The 17,591-nt window shown below is 59.8% G+C and carries 16 protein-coding genes; 11 read left to right on the top strand and 5 right to left on the bottom strand.

Going from position 1 to position 17,591, the window contains the following annotated elements:
- Positions 1-68 precede the first annotated feature (68 nt).
- Together G3O01_RS19605 and G3O01_RS19600 are read right to left on the bottom strand one after the other, a co-directional pair.
- Positions 69-275, bottom strand: a complete 207-nt coding sequence (locus tag G3O01_RS19605) for a tautomerase family protein (protein ID WP_241024098.1) — start codon at positions 273-275, stop codon at positions 69-71.
- Between the two features lie 19 nt (positions 276-294).
- Positions 295-1,080: an SDR family oxidoreductase gene (locus G3O01_RS19600; protein ID WP_205806780.1), complete on the bottom strand. Its 786-nt coding sequence runs from the start codon at positions 1,078-1,080 to the stop codon at positions 295-297.
- A gap of 443 nt (positions 1,081-1,523) precedes the next feature.
- On the opposite strand from G3O01_RS19600, the gene G3O01_RS19595 reads away from it, so the two are divergent.
- The 11 genes from G3O01_RS19595 to G3O01_RS19545 all read left to right on the top strand — a co-directional run bounded on the left by G3O01_RS19595 (position 1,524) and on the right by G3O01_RS19545 (position 13,562).
- A complete protein-coding gene (locus G3O01_RS19595; protein WP_205806779.1) occupies positions 1,524-3,605 on the top strand; it encodes a hydantoinase/oxoprolinase family protein in 2,082 nt (693 codons plus the stop codon).
- Between the two features lie 16 nt (positions 3,606-3,621).
- On the top strand, positions 3,622-5,340 hold the full coding sequence (locus G3O01_RS19590; RefSeq protein ID WP_205806778.1) for a hydantoinase B/oxoprolinase family protein: 1,719 nt from the start codon (positions 3,622-3,624) through the stop codon (positions 5,338-5,340).
- Positions 5,341-5,353: 13 nt separating this feature from the next.
- The gene (locus tag G3O01_RS19585; protein ID WP_205806777.1) at positions 5,354-5,824 is read left to right on the top strand and encodes a RidA family protein; all 471 of its coding nucleotides are present in this window, start codon (positions 5,354-5,356) and stop codon (positions 5,822-5,824) included.
- Between the two features lie 23 nt (positions 5,825-5,847).
- Positions 5,848-6,726 (top strand): transporter substrate-binding domain-containing protein, encoded by an 879-nt coding sequence (locus G3O01_RS19580; protein WP_346779207.1) that lies wholly within the window; start codon positions 5,848-5,850, stop codon positions 6,724-6,726.
- 137 nt (positions 6,727-6,863) lie between these two features.
- On the top strand, positions 6,864-7,703 hold the full coding sequence (locus tag G3O01_RS19575; RefSeq protein WP_277403045.1) for an amino acid ABC transporter ATP-binding protein: 840 nt from the start codon (positions 6,864-6,866) through the stop codon (positions 7,701-7,703).
- Positions 7,704-7,712: 9 nt separating this feature from the next.
- Positions 7,713-8,384, top strand: a complete 672-nt coding sequence (locus G3O01_RS19570; RefSeq protein ID WP_205806775.1) for an amino acid ABC transporter permease — start codon at positions 7,713-7,715, stop codon at positions 8,382-8,384.
- 10 nt (positions 8,385-8,394) lie between these two features.
- Positions 8,395-9,060, top strand: a complete 666-nt coding sequence (locus G3O01_RS19565) for an amino acid ABC transporter permease (protein WP_205806774.1) — start codon at positions 8,395-8,397, stop codon at positions 9,058-9,060.
- A 46-nt stretch (positions 9,061-9,106) separates the two neighbouring features.
- Positions 9,107-10,402 (top strand): FAD-dependent oxidoreductase, encoded by a 1,296-nt coding sequence (locus G3O01_RS19560; protein ID WP_205806773.1) that lies wholly within the window; start codon positions 9,107-9,109, stop codon positions 10,400-10,402.
- Positions 10,403-10,466: 64 nt separating this feature from the next.
- A complete protein-coding gene (locus tag G3O01_RS19555; RefSeq protein ID WP_205806772.1) occupies positions 10,467-11,489 on the top strand; it encodes a proline racemase family protein in 1,023 nt (340 codons plus the stop codon).
- A 64-nt stretch (positions 11,490-11,553) separates the two neighbouring features.
- Entirely contained in the window at positions 11,554-12,444 is an 891-nt protein-coding gene (locus G3O01_RS19550) for a shikimate dehydrogenase (RefSeq protein WP_241024094.1), read from the top strand.
- A gap of 92 nt (positions 12,445-12,536) precedes the next feature.
- Entirely contained in the window at positions 12,537-13,562 is a 1,026-nt protein-coding gene (locus G3O01_RS19545) for a 4-hydroxyproline epimerase (protein WP_205806771.1), read from the top strand.
- Between the two features lie 130 nt (positions 13,563-13,692).
- Here G3O01_RS19545 and G3O01_RS19540 read toward each other — a convergent pair whose 3' ends face one another.
- Genes G3O01_RS19540 through G3O01_RS19530 form a run of 3 tightly spaced genes read right to left on the bottom strand, consistent with a single transcriptional unit; the run spans position 13,693 to position 17,557 of the window.
- Positions 13,693-14,814: a tyramine oxidase subunit B gene (locus tag G3O01_RS19540; RefSeq protein WP_205806770.1), complete on the bottom strand. Its 1,122-nt coding sequence runs from the start codon at positions 14,812-14,814 to the stop codon at positions 13,693-13,695.
- Between the two features lie 59 nt (positions 14,815-14,873).
- Complete coding sequence (locus G3O01_RS19535) at positions 14,874-16,148, bottom strand: enolase C-terminal domain-like protein (RefSeq protein WP_205806769.1); 1,275 nt, start codon at positions 16,146-16,148, stop codon at positions 14,874-14,876.
- A complete protein-coding gene (locus G3O01_RS19530; RefSeq protein WP_205806768.1) occupies positions 16,148-17,557 on the bottom strand; it encodes a DUF4147 domain-containing protein in 1,410 nt (469 codons plus the stop codon). Before G3O01_RS19530 ends, G3O01_RS19535 begins: the two co-directional genes overlap by 1 nt.
- Positions 17,558-17,591 lie beyond the last annotated feature (34 nt).

Here is a 17,591-nt window from a genome sequence, read left to right as displayed (position 1 = left end):
TGGCGCCAGAGTCGTTCCGCAAGTTGATGCATTGGCCGGCCGGAAACTCAACCGACCGGCTTCCTTCTCTAGCTCCCGCTGCCGGAAGCCTCTTTCTTCGACGCCAATTTCCCGCCAACTGCCCAGCTTGAGCGCGGCACTTCGCTGAAGACAATCTGCACATCCTGAAGCGAGCACTTTGCGATGCGCGCGGTTTCGCGGGTGAGCACGTCGGCGAGTTCGATCTTCTGTTCTTCCGTCCGGCCGGACAGCATTTCCAGTGTGAGGATAGGCATTTCAGTTCCTTTTTGAAGGTTAAGCGGGTTGTGACGCATACGCCTGATACGCCGTGCTGACGAGCCAGCCGCAATCGATAGGCAGGGTGACGCCCGTGATGGCCGCCGCCTCAGGCGAGCAGAGGAAATAGATGGCGTCTGCCACCTCGGAAGGCTTGACGAACCGGCGCAGCGCCGACTTGTTAATGACCGCTTCGGGGTCGCGCTGACCTGCATCGATCCGGGCCTGCATCGCCTGGGTCAGCGTGTAGCCCGGTGCCACCGCATTGACGCGGATGCCCTTGGGGCCCCATTCCGCCGCGATGGTTTCGGTCAGCAACTTGAGTCCCGATTTGCCGACTGCGTAGCCGATCTGCGCCGATGGGCGAAACGTCGTCAGCGAACAAAGATTGACGATCGACCCTTGCCCGGCTTCGCACATGAACTTCCCAAACGCGCGTGAGGCGACGAGCGTGCCGCGCACGTTGATCTGAAACAGCCGATCGAATTCCGCCAGTTCGAGGTCGAGCAGGCGCACGGCGTTTTGCAGGATTCCGCCCGCGTTCACCAGCGCATTCGGCACGCCCTGTTCGCGAACGACTGCATCGGCGAAGCGCGTGACGGAGGCTTCGTCGGCCAGATCCACCGGGAAGAACCGGGCATCGACGCCAGCTTTGCGCAGCGATGCGACCACCTTTTCTCCACCTTCGGCATTGACGTCCGCGACCGCCAGACGCCAGCCGGCCGTTGCGAAGCGTTGCACCGTTGCTTCGCCGATCCCGCTCGCGCCCCCGGTCACAACTATCAGGTTCGATTCGTCTTTCATAAGTGCCTCGTTACCTCAATGGAAACGACCGCGCCGAGCCGGTGTGTCGGCGTGAAGTCGATCTTATGTCGACAATATTTTCATGATCATTTAGTGCTGTCAAGGCTGTTTTGCTCGGGCTTTTTCCGACCAGGTAAACCACCTATCTGGCCTTTAAAGCCTTATCGGATAAGGGATTGAGGCGCGCACGTTCTCGAATTATTTTTTTCCACCTTTGACTTTGTCGTCATTTGATCGACAATGCAACGCATGGAACGGCGACGCGTTTCTACCGCGAAGCAGCACTTTCTGCGATGCAGATAATTGGCGCCAATCATCCATAACCTGTTGAGGTCCGGTTTGTTTGTGACGGGCTTTCGCAGGATTCGCTGTGGTCTTTCAACTAGGTAACGAGCGCCTCGTCCGGAAACCAGCACGAGGACTCGAGAACATCGGGAATCGATATGGCAAGCGCGAGAATCGGCGTCGACATCGGCGGTACTTTCACGGACCTTGTGTTGCTCGACGATAAGGGCAACGTTCACTTCACCAAGGTCTCGTCCACACCCAAGGCGCCGGAAGAGGCGGTGCTGACGGGTGTCGAGCGCATCCTGGAGCAGTCCGGTCTGGCGACGGCCGACGTGAAGGAGGTGCTGCACGGCACGACGGTCGGATCCAACACGATGCTGCAGAAAGTGGGCGCGAAATGCGGTCTGATCACGACCAAAGGCTTTCGCGATGTGCTCGAAATCGGGCGCGTGCGTACTCCGACGATGTTCGATCTGTCGTGGGACAAGCCCGTGCCGCTGGTGGAGCGCCGCTACCGTCTGGAGATCAGTGAGCGTGTGCTGGCGTCGGGTGAAGTGCTGCGTCCGACACCCGTCGATGAAGTCATCAAGGCGGGCGAATTCTTCCAGAAGGAAGGCATCGAGTCCGTCGCGATCTGCTTCATCAACTCGTACAAGAACGGGGCGAACGAAGCTGCCGCGCTCGAAGCGTTTCAGCGCGCGTTTCCGGACATCAGCGTGACCGCTTCGATTTCGGTGCTGCCGGAACTCCGCGAGTACGAGCGCACGTCGACGACGGTCGTGAACGCTTATGTGCTGCCCGCGCTTCGCACGTATCTCCAGCGTCTGGAGTCGGGTCTCAAGCGCATCGGCGTGAAAGCACCGTTGCTGGTGAGCAATTCGAATGGCGGACTGTCCAGCGCGCGGATTGCGCAGGACACACCGGTGTTCTTCATCTCTTCGGGACGTTCCGCAGGTGTGGTCGGCGCCGGCCGTCTCGGCGATGCCCGCAAGGACAAGGATCTCGTCGTGTTCGACATGGGCGGCACGACAGCGTCGGCATCGCTCATTCACGACGGACAACTGGCGCGCACCAACGAGTATGAATTCCGCGCCGGCATCTCGACGCCGAGCCGCTTCATCAAGGCGGGCGGCTACATGATGCGCGTGCCGACGATCGACGTCGCCGAAGTGGGCAGCGGTGCGGGTTCGATCGCCTGGATCGACGCGGGTGGCTTGCTCAGCGTTGGCCCCGTGTCCGCGGGCGCGTTTCCGGGGCCGGTGTGCTACGGCATCGGCGGCGAGAAGCCGACCGTGACCGACGCGAACGCGATTCTCGGCTTCCTGCCGCAGCGTCTGGCAGGCGGCACGATGGAACTCAAGATCAACGCCGCGCGCGAAGCCGTCGATACGCTGCTTGCCAAACCGCTCGGCATTCAGGTCGAAGAAGCCGCCGTCGGTATCCGCGAAGTGGTGAACGTCAACATGGCGCGCACGATCAAGGCGGTGACGGTTGAACGCGGCGTCGATCCGCGTGACTTCACGCTCGTGGCCTTTGGTGGCTCAGGGCCGGTGCACGCGTGCGATCTGGCGCGCGCGCTCGACATGAAGAAAGTCGTTTTTCCGGCCGCGCCTGGCGTCTTCACGGCGATGGGCATGCTGGCGGGCGCGGTCGAACGCTACTTCGTGAAGCCGTCGCTCAATCTGCTGGATTCGCTCGACATCGATGCGCTGGCCGAAACGGTTGCGCAAATGCGTGAAGACGCTCGCGGCGCGCTCGCTGAAGAAGGCTATTCAGCGGACCGCATCCAATACGTGTTCGATCTCGACATGCGCTTCAAGGGCCAGGACTACGAGATTCCTGTCCCGCTGCCGGAGCAGCTGAACGAATCGACGCGCGAGACCTTGCGCAAGGCGTTCCGCGACGCGTATGCAGGCATCTACGGTTACGCATCCAACGATGCGATCGAATGCGCGAACGTGCGTCTCCTCGCACGCGGCATCGCAACCAGCACGCTTGATTTCAACGATATCCGCAGTTCGAAAGCGGCGCAATTCGAAGCATCGGCGGCTACGCGGCGTGTTTATTTCGATCGCCAGACAGGCTGGATCGATACGCCGATCCTGCCGCGCTCGAAGCTCGACCAACCGATCACGGGCCCCGTGATCCTCGAAAGTTCCGACACCACCATCGTCATTCCGCCGGGCTGGCGCGTGAGTACCGACAAGGTGGGCAGTGTCATCGCGTCGATCGAATGAATTGAATGGAGCAATCATGACCCAACGAAACGTTGACCCCATTACCTTTGCAGTCGTCAAGAATGCGCTGGATACGATCGTGGACGACATGGCATTCGCCGTGATGCGCACTGCGCGTTCGCCCATCATCCGCGACGTGCTCGATTACTCGGTCACGATGTGTGACGCGAAGGGCCGGATTCTCGCGCAGGCGAAGACGGTTGCGCTGCATCTCGGCGCGGTGCCGGACGCTGTAGACATCATCATCGACAAGTACGCGGCTACCGTCGAGCCGGGTGATGTGATCATTCTCAACGACCCGTATGAAGGCGGGATGCATCTGCCCGATATCTTCATGTTCAAGCCGATCTTCCACGAGAAGCGCTTGCAGGGATTTTCGGTCGTTATCGCGCACCACTGCGATGTCGGCGGACGTGTGCCCGGTTCGAATGCTGCGGACTCTACGGAAATCTTCCAGGAAGGGCTGCGCATTCCGCCAACGAAGCTCTACACCCGCGGCGAGCCGAACGAAACGCTCATCAACATCATCAAGAAGAATGTGCGTCTGCCCGACCTCGTGTTGGGCGATCTCGACGCGCAACTCGCGACCTGCAACATCGGCGAGCGTGAATTGCTTCGCCTGATCAATCGATACGGCGAAGAGAACCTGCAAGCCTATTTCGATGAACTGCTCGACTACGGCGAGCGCCTGACGCGTCGTGCGATCGAAGCGTGGCCGGACGGCGTGTATGAATTCACCGATTACATCGACAACGACGGCTTCACCGACGACGCGATTCCCATCAAATGCGCGATCACGGTGGAAGGCTCGAAAGTGAAGGTCGACTTCGCGGGCTCGTCGCCGCAGGTACGCGGTGCAATCAATTCGACGCTGTCGTTCGTGAAGTCGGCAACGTATCTGAGCGTGCGCTGTGCGCTCGATGCCGATGTTCCCAACAATGCGGGCGTCTATCGTTGCATCGATATCACCGCACCAGAAGGCTCGATCCTGAACCCGCGCATGCCGGCACCGGTTGCAGCCCGCGCGCTCACAGGGTATCGCGTGGTCGACTGCGTGTTCGGCGCGCTCGCGCAGATCGCGCCGAAGAAGGTGATGGCGGCAGGCGAGGGCGGCAACACCGTCATCGCACTGAGCGGTTACGACAAGGAAGCCAGCGAGCCGTTCATCCTCGTCGACATGATCAACGGCGCGTGGGGCGGCCGCTTCAACAAGGACGGTATCGAAGGCGTGACGAACCCGTCGCAGAACATGTCGAACATGCCGATCGAAACACTCGAAGCGCGCTATCCGATCGTGATGGAAGAGTACGGCTTCGCAGCCGACTCGGGCGGCGCGGGCGAGTATCGCGGCGGCCTGGGTCTCGTTCGCGAATACCGGATCGAAGCGGAAGAAGTGGTCGCGCAGATTCGCTCCGACCGTGCATCGCATGCGCCGTATGGCTTGTTCGGCGGTGCGCCCGGCGCGCATTCGGCCAACTATCTGCGCTCGGACGAAGGGCTTGCTCCGCTGCCGAGCAAGTTCACGCGAACGCTTCATCGCGGCGCGATCATTCGCCACGAACAGGCGGGCGGCGGCGGGTATGGCGATCCCGCGGCGAGAACGCTGGAGCGCATCGAAGCGGATCTCGCGAATGGAAAGATCACGCGCGAATACGCGGAACGCCATCACAAGGTCGTATTCGACGGCGAGCGCATCGATCATGCGCGCTCGAAAGCCGGCCGTCGCGCGGACTGAAGGGAGAAACCAGATGAGCCAAAACCTGAAAGAGCGCCTGAGTGAACTGGGCATCGATCTGCCTCAAGCCGCACCCAGGCCCGGAGCAAACTTCCTGCCGGCGAAGCGAGTTGGAAATCTTCTCTACGTGTCGGGGCAGGTGCCGGTGCGCGATGGAGTCGATCAATACGTTGGCAAGCTCGGGCGAGACGTATCGATTGAGGATGGCCAGGCGGCCGCACGTCTTTGCGCGGTGAATCTGCTCGCACAGGTTGATCGTGCACTGGAGGGAGACCTGAGCCGGCTGGCGGGATGCGTGCGTCTGGGCGGTTTCGTCAACGCTACCGAAGACTTCACCGAGCATCCCAAAGTGATCAACGGAGCATCCGATCTCGTCGTCGCCGTGCTGGGCGATAGCGGCCGGCATACCCGCGCCGCAGTCGGTTGCATCTCACTGCCAAGAAACGTCGCTGTCGAGCTCGAAGGGGTTTTCGAACTCAAATAGCCCGCGAATACGCGTTGTTTTGAATGTCCGCTTCACCTTCATTCTTTATCTGTCAGAGGTCGATCATGTTCCAGATGTCCCGCTTGTTTGGTCGCGCATTGGTCTGTGCGACTGCATTGGGTGCCCTCGCAACGACTCCCGTTATTGCGCATGCCCAGGATGACGCGACGTGGCAAAGCGTTAAAAAAGCAGGTGTGCTCCGTTGCGGTATCGCAACTTCGCCTCCGTACACGATGAAGGATCCGAAGACGAATACGTATAGCGGCGTCTTCCCCGATCTCTGCCGTGATTTCGCGGAAAAGGTGCTCAAGGTGAAGGTCGAATACGTGGACACGACGTGGGACAACATCGTTGCGGGTCTGCAGTCGGACAAATGGGACGTTTCGCTTTCACTCAACGACACGCCCGAGCGCAGGAAGGCCATTTCGTTCACCGAGCCGGTGGTCGATTACAGCGTGGATTTCACCTACAACAAGAACAACCCGAAAGTGCCGAAGCCGGTTAAATCCATTGCCGATATCGACAAGCCTGGCATCACCGTTACCGTGATGTCGGGTACGGCTCAGGACAAGGCGATCTCGGCGGTGCTCAAACAGGCAACCATCATGCGCCTGCCGGGCTTCGACGAAACACGCCTCGCGCTGATGTCCAAACGCGCCGATCTGCTGGCCGACGACAGCATGACAAACCTGTTGCTCACGCGTGCCCATCCGGACTGGGCCGACGTATTCAAACCGAATCCGCTGCTTGCCCAACAGGGGATCTGCTTCGGCATTCGCAAGGACACGCCGGCGGCGGATGTTGCCGTATTCAATCAGTTCATCGAGCAGCAGAAGAAAAGCGGGACGGTGAACGCGTATGTCGACACGTCTGTAAAACAGACGATCGCCCAGACGAAGTAATTCACGTTCAGTCGACGGAGCTGCGAATCGGCAGCTCCGTGACCGGATTCGCAGGGCCATGCGTGACGTAACGGCACGGTCGGCCATTTGAATGAAGTCGCGAGCGCCAGCGTTGCGCTCTGCTGGAGAAAGTCCTCATGTTTCTATCTCAGACACAGGCACCCCCGTTGGTGCACCCGACCAGCCCTGCGAACGTCTCGTCCCTGTCGGCGGTGTCGGGCGACTTCGTACAGTTGAGGAACGTGTACAAGTCCTACGGCGAGAACCTCGTCGTCATGGACCGCATGAGCCTCGATATGCGGGCCGACGACCGGCTCGTCGTGATCGGACCGAGCGGTAGCGGTAAAAGCTCGCTTCTTCGCGTTCTGATGGGACTCGAAGGCGTACAGGGCGGCGAGATTGCGTTTCAGGGCAAGCCGTACATTCGCGGTGCCGATATCGGTGGCTCGAAGCGGATCGATCCGAAGCTGCAAAAGCAGATCGGCATGGTGTTTCAGCACTACACGCTGTTTCCGCACCTGTCGGTATTGGGCAATCTGATCCTGGCGCCCGTCAAGGTATGCGGGCTGTCGAAGGCAGAGGCATCGGAGCGCGCACGCCTGTATCTCGCGCGGCTCGGACTCGAAAGCAAGCTCAATGCTTATCCGAGTCAGCTCTCCGGCGGCCAGAAGCAGCGTGTCGCGATTGCGCGTGCGCTGATGCTGGAGCCAAAGCTCATGCTCTTCGATGAAGTCACTTCCGCGCTCGATCCCGAGATGGTGATCGAAGTACAGAACGTGATGCTCCAGCTTGCAGAGCAGAAGATGGCGATGATCATCGTCACACACGACATGCACTTCGCACGCGACATCGCAACGCGCGTGGTGTTCTGCGCGAGCGGCAAGGTGGTCGAGCAGGGCGCGCCGTCAGAGATCTTCAAATGCCCGAAGGAACCGCGCACGCGCGAATTCCTCGAGAAAGTGCTTCATCTGGATTGAGAGAGCGACATGGGCTATCAATTTGATTTCGGCTTTCTGCACGGAAGCTTCGATACGCTGCTCAAAGGCCTGAAGGTCACGATCGAGCTGGCATTGGCGGCGAACATCATGGGGCTCGTGCTGGGCTTCTTTCTCTGTCTGATGGTGATGAGCCGCTGGCAGATCATTCGCTGGCCGGCGCAGCTCTTCATCGAATTCTTTCGCTGCACGCCTGCGCTGCTGCAGATCGTGTGGTTCTTCTACTGCATTCCGATGATGGTCGATGTCTTCATCGATCCCGTCGCGATGGGCGTTCTCGCGCTCGGGCTGAATCTGACGGCGTTCAATGCCGAAGCATATCGCGCAGGTGTGCAGGCCGTGCCCAAAGAACATCTCGATGCGTGTATCGCACTCGGCCTCAGGCCGTGGCAGCGCACGTTGTTCGTGGTGTTGCCGCAGGCACTGCGCAGTGCGCTTCCTGTGCTCATGACCAACGGCATCGGCACGTTGCAGCAGAGCGCGCTGGTTGCGATCGTCGCGGTGGCGGATCTGATGTATGTCGCCAAGAGTCTCGCAACGGAAGCGTACCGGCCGCTCGAAACGTACTCCGTCGTGGCGCTCATCTACTTCGCGCTTTCGTTGCCGATCTCGCGTCTCGTTCATGTGATCGAGCGCCGGCAAGATGCGGCTATGCAGCGTTGAGGAGAAAAGAATGAGCATCGATCTCTCTGTGGTCGCGTCTTACTGGCTGGTGTTGCTGAAAGGCCTGGCGCTGACCGTCGCCTTCACGAGCGGTTGTGCGGTGCTGGGCAGTCTGCTCGGCTTTGCGCTGAGCCTGCTGAGAATGTCGCCCTCGCGGCCGGTCAAGACGTTGACGACGCTGTACGTCGAGTTCTTCCGCGGTACGCCGCTGCTGATTCAATTGTTCTGGGTGTTCTTCTGCTTTCCCGTCGTGTTTCGCTTGCCCATTCCGCCGTACCTGTCGGTGATCATCTCGCTGACGCTCTACATGACGGCAATCACCAGCGAGACATTTCGCGGCGCGCTCAAATCGATTTCGTCGGAACAGCACGACGCATGCATTGCGCTGGGGCTGACACCGAACGTGAAAATCGTGCATGTGATTTTTCCGCAAGCTCTATTGCGTGCCATCCCGCCGCTTCTCTCGAACATCATCAGCCTGTTCAAGGAAAGTGCGCTCATTTCGTCCGTGGGCGTGGCCGATCTGATGTACGTCGGTCAGAGCGCTTCCAATGCCACTGCACGGCCGCTCGAATTTTTGACTACTGTTGGAATCATCTACTTCGTCGTCGCTTTCCCGTTGACCCGGTTAGTCGGCGTAGTGGAATCGAGATTCCTGCGGCGTTTTGCGTATTGAGTACGCAGAAAATTGGGTTCTACCTGAATCACGGACGACAACAAAGATGAATTCGGTACCTCGCGAGCAATACTTCACCCCGGACGCGGCTGCTGCATCGCCGCAGCAGGCGGTCGTCATCGGCGGCGGCATCGTCGGCACCTGCTGTGCGCTCTATCTTCAGCGAAGCGGCTTCCAGGTCACGCTGATCGATCCCGCGCCACCGGGCGATAGCACCGCGAAGTGGAGTTGCGGTCAGATTTCCGTCGGCGAGGTCATTCCCCTGTCGAAGCCTGGCATTCTCCTGAAGGTGCCCGGGTGGCTGCTCGATCAGACGGGGCCGCTCGCGCTGCGGCCCAGCGCCTTGCCAGGAATCGTGCCGTGGTTCCTGCGCTTCCTTTCCTGTGCGCGACACGCGAAGATCGTCGATATCGCAACCGCAATGGCCTCGCTCACGAGCAATGTCTTCGCGGACTACGCAAACCTGCTGGAATCGATCGATGACGATGCGCTGATCGGCCAGCGCCCAATTCTTGAAGTGTTCGACAGCGCGGCGGGAATCGAGCACGAACGCCCGCATATCGAACTCAGAAAGTCGCTGGGGTTCGACACGCAGATCATCGGGCGCGCGGAAATCGACGATCTCGAACCCGCGCTCAAGGGGCGTTTCTCGCATGGTCTGCTGCTTCCGCAATGGCGTTTTGTTAGCGACACGGAACGGTTTCTGAAGGCGCTTACGGATCACTTCGTGACTAACGGTGGCCGTCGCGTGCAGAGCGCCGTAGCACGTATCAATGAGGACGGGGGCCGCGCGACGGGCGTAACGCTCGAGAGCGGTGAGAGCGTCCAGGGGGAACAGGTTGTTCTCGCGGCCGGGGCGGGTTCCCGGCGCTTCTTCTCGCAACTCGGCGTGAGCGCGCCGCTGGAAGGCGTCGCTGGCTATCAGGTGCTCGTGCCGGAGCCGGAAGTCGAGTTCAGGCATTCCGTCATCTACGCGGATGGCGGGTTCTGCTTTACGCCGATGCTGCGCGGGCTTCAGATCGGCGGAACCATCGAATTTGCGGGACGCGGCGCCCAACCGAATTTCAAGCGTGCGGAGATCATCCTGGCGAAAGCAAAAAAGGTGTTGCCCGAGTTGAATACATCGAGGCACGAGTTCGGCGTGGGCTATCGGCCGTTCCTGCCGGACACGAAACCGATTATCGACCGCTCGAAACGTCTGCCGAATGTGCTGCTCGCGCTCGGTCACGGGCAACTCGGCCTGACGCTGGGTGCAACCACCGGGCGGCTCATTGCCGATCTCGCATCGGGACGAACACCGAAGCAGGATCTCGCGCCTTTCAGCGCGCAACGGTTCGGATAAGCAGGCGGCGCACCGCTACAAGACGCTCGCGGTGAGGCAATCAACAGAAATGGGAAGCTAAATCATGCGTTGGAAGAAGAGTTTGCAACTGGTCGGTGTCCATTGCGAAGGCGAAATCGGCAAGGTCATTACGGGAGGTGTCGTCGACATTCCCGGCAAGACCATGCTGGACAAGATGAACTACATCAATGAAGTCGACGACAGCGTTCGAAGGCTCGTCGTGTTCGAACCGCGCGGATGTCTGCAGATGTCGGTGAATCTGCTGCTGCCGCCGACGCGTCCGGAAGCGCATGCAGGTTTCATCGTGCTTCAGTCGGACAAGGCGCATCCGATGTCGGGCAGCAATTCCATTTGCGTGGTGACGACCTTGCTCGAAATGGGCATGGTGGAAATGCAGGAGCCGGAGACGACGGTGGTGCTGGATACGCCTGCAGGGCTCGTGACCGCCCGCGCGACCTGCAAGGACGGCCGATGCATCGGTGTGTCGCTGGATATGGTTCCCGCGTTCGTCGAGCACCTCGACGTTCCAGTCACAACGGAAGCGTTCGGCACCCTCTCCGTCGACGTCGCCTTCGGTGGCGTCTACTACGCGCTCGTCGATGTCGAACAGGTGGGCCTCACGATTGCGCCGCAAAACGCGCGTCAACTCGCCGATCTCGGGGTCAAGCTCCGCGCGGTCATCAATGAACAGGTGAAGCTGCAACATCCTCTGTATCCGCAGATCAACCAGCTTGCCTACGTGATGTTCCGCAACCGCGTGTCGGACGCGGAATATCAGACGTGCACGACCTTGCCGCCTGGACGCGTGGACCGCTCGCCGTGCGGAACGGGAAGCTCCGCCAACCTCGCAACGCTCGCGGCGCGCGGCAAGGCTGACACCGGTTCGAAATTGAAGTCGAAATCGATTATCGGCAGTGAGTTCAAGGTCGAGATGCTGGGACGAACCGAAGTGGGCGGGCGGCCCGCCGTACTGCCGCGCATTCAGGGCCGTGCGTGGATCTACAGCGTCGAGCAGATTGGCGTCGATCCCGACGACCCGCTGAGCGCGGGGTTCATGTTGAGCGATACATGGGGCGAAGGATTCTGAACCTTCAGCGCCGGGTCGATGAGACCGCGTATTCAGGGAACGACAGGCAGATCAGGAGTGGAAATTGAAGCAGAACATGATTACTGGAAAGACGGATGTGCTTTTCATGGTGGCGGATCCGATCGAGCAGGTCAGAACGCCGGAGATCTTCAACAAGGTATTTCCGTTGTGCGATCTCGACGCAGTGATGGTGCCGCTGCATGTCGAGCCGGCCAATCTGGAAAGTACTGTCCGGTCGCTCTTCAAGTCGAAGACGACGCGCGGCATGGTGCTGTCTATTCCGCACAAGAATGCCGCTGCGGGCATTGTGGACCGTCTGTCGAATGGATCGATTACTGCTAATGCCGTGAATGCGATCAGACGCGGCAATGACGGCAAACTGGAAGGCGACGTGTTCGACGGCACGGGTTTTGCGAAGTCGATGGACCGTTACTCGATGGAGTATCGCGGCAAGTCGGTACTGTTGATTGGTGCGGGTGGCGCGGCCAGCGCAATAGCTGCGGCACTCGCGGAAGGCAACGCGGCGCGCATTGCGATCTACGATGTCGACGAAGCGAAAGCGAAAAGCCTGGCACGCTCGGTCGGCGAGCGCTACGGCATTCCGGCGTCGGCGCAGGGTACGAACGATCCTCGCGGCTTCGAGGTGATCATCAACGCTACGCCGCTTGGCCTCAAGGCAAACGATCCGCTGCCAACGGCACCGGAGCGGATCGATAGTGATGCGATCGTCTGCGACATCCTGATGAAGAACCAGCCCACTCCGTTCCTGCAGGCGGCCATGTCGAAGGGAAACACGGTGCTGCCGGGTTTCGACATGTTGATCCTGCAATCGCCGTTGTTTCTCGAGTTTTTCGGCTTACATCCGGCGGCCGAGTTCTTGCGACGCGACGATTCCATTGCTCGCGACATGCTGTTTCCGCCCGAATTGCGTGACCTCGTGCCGCGTTATGCGTGAGACAGGTCACGGAAGGTAATCCAAGGGGGTATTCACCCGTGCCTCGGCACGGGTTCTTTTTTTGCAGTGGGATGTTCTTTCAGGAAACGTCAATGACAAAGCATACCTTTTCATGCATTGAAGGCCATACGGAAGGCATGCCGGTGCGCATGGTGGTGAGCGGTGGGCCGGAGTTGCAGGGCGAGACGATGAATCATCGTCGTCATTACTTCGTCGAAAAGCACGACTGGATTCGCCGTGCATTGACGCTCGAGCCGCGCGGACATGGACAGATGTCGGGCACAATCTTCTATCCGCCGTTGAGCGCCAATGCCGATTTCAGTCTCCTGTTCATCGAGACGTCGGGCTGTTTGCCGATGTGTGGCCACGCGACGATCGGCTCGGTGACCTTCGCGCTCGAATCCGGTCTGATCGAACCGAAGACGCCGGGGCAGGTGGTGGTCGACGTTCCCGCCGGGCAGGTGACGGCAAAGTATGTGATGAACGGCGACAAGGTCGAGTCGGTTCGCTTCACGAATGTGCCGAGTTTCCTGCTTCACAGGGACGTCGAGATCGAAGTGTCCCCGCTCGGCAAGCTCAAGGTCGATATCGCATACGGCGGCAACTTCTATCCGATCGTCGAAGTGCAGGAGAATTTCCCCGGTTGCGAACACTTCACGCCCGAGCAACTTCTGGAAATGGGCCGCGAGGTTCAGAAACGCGTGAACCTGGCACTCGACGTCATTCATCCGGACAATCCGCAGATTCGCGGCGTCAAGCACTGCATGTGGACGGGACGCGCGGTCGCAAGCGACTCGCATGCACGCGCAGTCGTGATCGCGGGCAATCTGATCATCGACCGGTCGCCGTGCGGCACTGGCACGTCGGCACGGGTCGCGCAACGATTCGCGCGCGGTCTGCTGTCGGAGGGCGAAGCGTTCCGCCATGAAAGCCTGATTCTCAGCCGCTTTATCGGTCGCGTGGAATCGCAGACGCGGCTGGAGAGTGGTCTCGATGCGGTATATCCGAGTGTGGAAGGGCGCGCATATATCACTGGCCGTGGCGAGCATTATGTCGATGACACACAGCCGTATGCACAAGGTTTCGATCTGTCCGAGTTTGCCAAGGCAGGCGTTTAGTATGGTGAGCGCCCGATGCGTCGGGTGCTTCCTTGCACAAAAAAAACTGTCGCCCTATGACTGAATGATCCGGTCATAGGGCGACAGTTTTTTGACCCCGGCGAAGCCGAGGTCAAGCGCGCTTCGAATATCAAAGCCCGGCCGGCTTCTCCCAAAGATTCAACGATTGCCCAATGCCTTTCTTCCGGGCGCTTTCAACCATCTCAAAGCCCCAGCTGATATCGAACACCGCCATACCGCAAGCGATAAAAATCACACGCTCTTTCGCATTTTCGCGGCCGGGCTTGTCGCCGTTGACCACATCGCCGAGACCCGTCGAATCGGGCAGCGCCGGCAGTTTCCCCGCGTCGATCAGCCGATAAAACGGGCCACCGATCACGCCGCTGTAATAGCCTTCCTTGTTACCCGAAGCAATCGCATCCTCGACATACGCTTCCTGCAAAGGCGTGTGGTCGTAGACGATCTTGCAATTGGTCAGGAAGGATTCGTCAGTGTTGAACGGGCCGGACACCAGAATCGTCGCGCCTTCCTTGATCCATTCGTCCTTGAAGTAGAGCGGTTTGAGTCGCGAGGCGGCAACGGTAATCACATCGGCGCCGCGAAAGGCCGTCTCGGCTTCGTCGACACCAATCGCGCTAATGCCATATTTCTTTTCGACCCAACTCGCGAACTCATTCGCCTTGTCGATGAACACGTCGAAGCACACAACCTGCTCGATCGCGCCAAGCTGGCTCATGATCGCAGTAAAGCACGCCTTGTTGATCGGACCGCAGCCGATCACCGATGCTGTCTTCGCATCCTTGTTGACCAGATGTTTGGCAGCGACACCCGGAACGGCGCCCGTACGCGCCGCGCTCAGCAGGTTGGCGGACATAAGCGCGAGCGGGGCGCCCGTGTCCTTGTCGTTGATCATCATCGTGAGGATCGAACGTGGCAGGTCTTTCTGCGCATTCGCGTGATTGGAGCCATACCACTTGTTGCCGCACACATCGAAACGTCCGCCGAGATAGCCGGGCATCGCGGCGAAGCGGCGGTCCGGACCTGCCACCGGCATATTGGGGAACTTCGTTTCCTTGGGGAACACGATGTTCATGCCATGGTTGTTGTGATTGGCGCCGCCCATCAGGTAGTCGCCCTTGCCGAGCAGGCTGAACGTCTCTTCGCAGACGGCAACGCAACGCTCGGCGTCGAGCACGCCGGCCTCGATCATGTCGGGCTCGGAGAGGTAGAGGAAATCGATCTTCGGATACATGGAAAGTCCTTCTTCAACAGTTAAAGATGTGACGGTTCAAAACGCGGCTATGCGATGCATCAGAACCGCAGCAACGGCGAGATGTCGTAAAGACGGCAAGCGGGACTGCGCGCATTGGCGCGCATCAGGAAGTTGAGTTTTTCGATGCGCTCGCCCGAACGTGGTGCGCCGTTTTTCTGGAACGGCACTTCGAGACCGACGGAAAAATCCATCACCACGTCATCGACGACGCCGCCCGAGCGGCCCGACGGCACCGCGATCATTCCGTGCGCCTGAGCGAACTGATAGGCGTCCATCGCTTCGGTGATCGTGCCGACCTGATTGGGCTTGAGCACGAAGCCGTCTACTGCGCGCGTTTCGTGCGCCTTGCGCAGCAGTTCGAGATTGGTCACCGTGAGGTCGTCACCCAATACGATCGTGCGCGTGAGTTCCTTCACGGCGAGGCTGTAGCCGGTCCAGTCGTTTTCATCGAGCAGATCTTCGATAAAAACGAGGTTGAATTTCTCGGTCAATGACTTCGCATACGCGACCATCTCACTCGACGAAACGTGACGGCCTTTCAGCAAATAACGGCCGGTTTGCTTGTCGTACATTTCACTCGATGCACAATCCAGTGCAAATGCAATCTGGTTCGTGTAGCCGCAGGCGTCGATCGCTTTTTGCATCAGCGTGAGGATGACTTCGGGATCATCGGATGGCGCGGCATAGCCATAGGAACTCGCGACCTGAGGCTTATGCCCGAGATATTCGGTGAGTACATCCGAGAGCTTGTGAAAGACCGCGACCGCCATTTCAATCGAGTAATCGATGCTGTTCGTGCCATAGGGCACGATAAGGAACTCATTGAACGCCTGCGTGAAGCCATCGTAGCGGCCGCCGTTGATCACGTTGAAGCAGGGCACGGGAACGGTCCAGATTTCGCGACCCGCAATATGCTCGTAAAGGGGAATGGAGCGAGCCGCCGCCGCCGCGCGAAAAACCGCGATGGAAACGGAGTAGATCGTATTGCCGCCGAGCCGATGCTTGTCCGGCGTGCCGTCGAGCGCGATCATTTTTTCGTCGATCGCGCGTTGGTCGAACACGTTCATGCCGATCAGCGCCGGGCCAATCACATTCACCGCATGGTCGACGGCCTTGTGCACGCTAAGCCCTTTGTAGCTCGAAGGATCGCCGTCGCGCAGCACGAACGATTCGTGCATGCCGACCGACGTGCCCGTCGGCGCCGCGCCGCGCCCGAGCGCGCCGCTTTGGGTTTGCACTTCGACTTCGACGGCTGGGCGACATTTGCAGTCGATGATCTGCTGCGCGCGAACGGAAATGATCTTGTCTTCCATCACGCGCCCTCCTTCAGGGCAGGGACATACAGAATGTTCAGGTCACACAGATTGGTCCCCGTGTTGCCCGTGAAGACGGCTGAATCGATCGACGCAAGCGCCTCAAAGCAGCTGTGTTCGCGCAAAGCCTGATAAAGGCTCACGCTTTTTTTCGCAGCCGCCTTGAAACTGCTCGAATCCGTGATGCCGCCGGCGACCTTCGCGGTGCCGTCGGTGCCTTCGCTGTCGATAGAAAGCAGGCACGCGCCTTGAGTCTTCTCCGCCGTGATGGCGAAGCTGATTGTCATCTCCTGACCCGGACCGCCGTGCCCCTTGATGACGCTGTTATCGCCGATGTGCGTCGTGACTTCGCCGGAGCTGAGCAGCACGCAAGGCGGTTTGATGGGATTGCCGTAGCTCTGGATTTCGCGCGCCATCGACGCGAAGAACGTGCCGGCGTCGCGGCTCTCGCCTTCGAGGAAGGACGAGACGATCATCGCCGGCAGGCCCATTTCCTCGCAGATTTCCTTGGCGTAGATGCAGGAATCCGGCAGCGTGTTGAGCAGGAAATACGTGTTGTCGGGGAACGCTTTCGGCGTTTCCGCTTCGGGGCCCGCGTTCATCAGGTAATCGACGACGCTCTTCGGCAGACGATCCGCGACATTGCGATTGACGATGGTCGCGCGCGCATCGTCGAGCGTGGTCATATCGGGGCCGATCGGCGTGCTCTTGTACGCCGCATACGGAACGGCGATGTCGCCAGTCGCGGGCGAGCCGACGGCATCGCTGATACCGAAGCCGATCAGTTCTGCGCCGACTGCCTGAATGCGTTTGGCGAGCATGCCGCCGTTGAGCGCGGAGATATGACGGCGCACCGCGTTGATCTCGTAGATACCCGCGCCGGACTTGAGCAGGACATCCGTGGTGTCGATTTCGTCCTGCAGCGTGATGCCGTCGATCGGACACGACATCAGCGCCGAACTGCCGCCGCTGATCACGGCGATGAAGAGATCGTCCGGCCCGGCCTGATCGACGAGTTCGATGATCGCTTTCGACGCACGATGCCCCTCTTCATTAGGCAACGGATGACCGCCAACGAACACTTCAGTCCGGTTAAAGCGGTCCGATTCCTCGTGAATCTTGACGATGGCGATGCCGCGCGTCAGCCGGTCGCCCAGCACGTGATCGACGGCCATTGCCATGTGATTGCAGGCCTTGCCCGCGCCGATCAGATAGACGTTGCGCTTCTTCGACAGGTCCCACGTGCGTGTGCCGATATGAAGCGTATCGCCTTCGAGACGCATGATGCTCTGAATGCGCTGGTAGCTGTCCAGGCGTGCGAGTGTGCGATCGGCGATCTCCAGCACGACGCGCCGGGAAGCCACGTCACCGTGCGAAAGGAGCGCTTCGGAATTGCGTATTTTCTTCATACGAGGAATCCATGAGGGTTGCCACGTCGCGCGA

Source organism: Burkholderia sp. Ac-20365 (assembly GCF_017104715.1).
Taxonomy (GTDB): Bacteria; Pseudomonadota; Gammaproteobacteria; order Burkholderiales; family Burkholderiaceae; genus Paraburkholderia.
The sequence above is the reverse complement of the archived record's forward strand: the minus strand, read 5'-3'. Positions and strand labels throughout refer to the sequence as shown.

Bases quoted from the DNA above. Each gene is read 5' to 3' on its own strand.
- G3O01_RS19605 (WP_241024098.1), bottom strand. From the start codon at position 275: ATGCCTATCCTCACACTGGAAATGCTGTCCGGCCGGACGGAAGAACAG.
- G3O01_RS19600 (WP_205806780.1), bottom strand. From the start codon at position 1,080: ATGAAAGACGAATCGAACCTGATAGTTGTGACCGGGGGCGCGAGCGGG.
- G3O01_RS19595 (WP_205806779.1), top strand. From the start codon at position 1,524: ATGGCAAGCGCGAGAATCGGCGTCGACATCGGCGGTACTTTCACGGAC.
- G3O01_RS19590 (WP_205806778.1), top strand. From the start codon at position 3,622: ATGACCCAACGAAACGTTGACCCCATTACCTTTGCAGTCGTCAAGAAT.
- G3O01_RS19585 (WP_205806777.1), top strand. From the start codon at position 5,354: ATGAGCCAAAACCTGAAAGAGCGCCTGAGTGAACTGGGCATCGATCTG.
- G3O01_RS19580 (WP_346779207.1), top strand. From the start codon at position 5,848: ATGTCCGCTTCACCTTCATTCTTTATCTGTCAGAGGTCGATCATGTTC.
- G3O01_RS19575 (WP_277403045.1), top strand. From the start codon at position 6,864: ATGTTTCTATCTCAGACACAGGCACCCCCGTTGGTGCACCCGACCAGC.
- G3O01_RS19570 (WP_205806775.1), top strand. From the start codon at position 7,713: ATGGGCTATCAATTTGATTTCGGCTTTCTGCACGGAAGCTTCGATACG.
- G3O01_RS19565 (WP_205806774.1), top strand. From the start codon at position 8,395: ATGAGCATCGATCTCTCTGTGGTCGCGTCTTACTGGCTGGTGTTGCTG.
- G3O01_RS19560 (WP_205806773.1), top strand. From the start codon at position 9,107: ATGAATTCGGTACCTCGCGAGCAATACTTCACCCCGGACGCGGCTGCT.
- G3O01_RS19555 (WP_205806772.1), top strand. From the start codon at position 10,467: ATGCGTTGGAAGAAGAGTTTGCAACTGGTCGGTGTCCATTGCGAAGGC.
- G3O01_RS19545 (WP_205806771.1), top strand. From the start codon at position 12,537: ATGACAAAGCATACCTTTTCATGCATTGAAGGCCATACGGAAGGCATG.
- G3O01_RS19540 (WP_205806770.1), bottom strand. From the start codon at position 14,814: ATGTATCCGAAGATCGATTTCCTCTACCTCTCCGAGCCCGACATGATC.
- G3O01_RS19535 (WP_205806769.1), bottom strand. From the start codon at position 16,148: ATGGAAGACAAGATCATTTCCGTTCGCGCGCAGCAGATCATCGACTGC.
- G3O01_RS19530 (WP_205806768.1), bottom strand. From the start codon at position 17,557: ATGAAGAAAATACGCAATTCCGAAGCGCTCCTTTCGCACGGTGACGTG.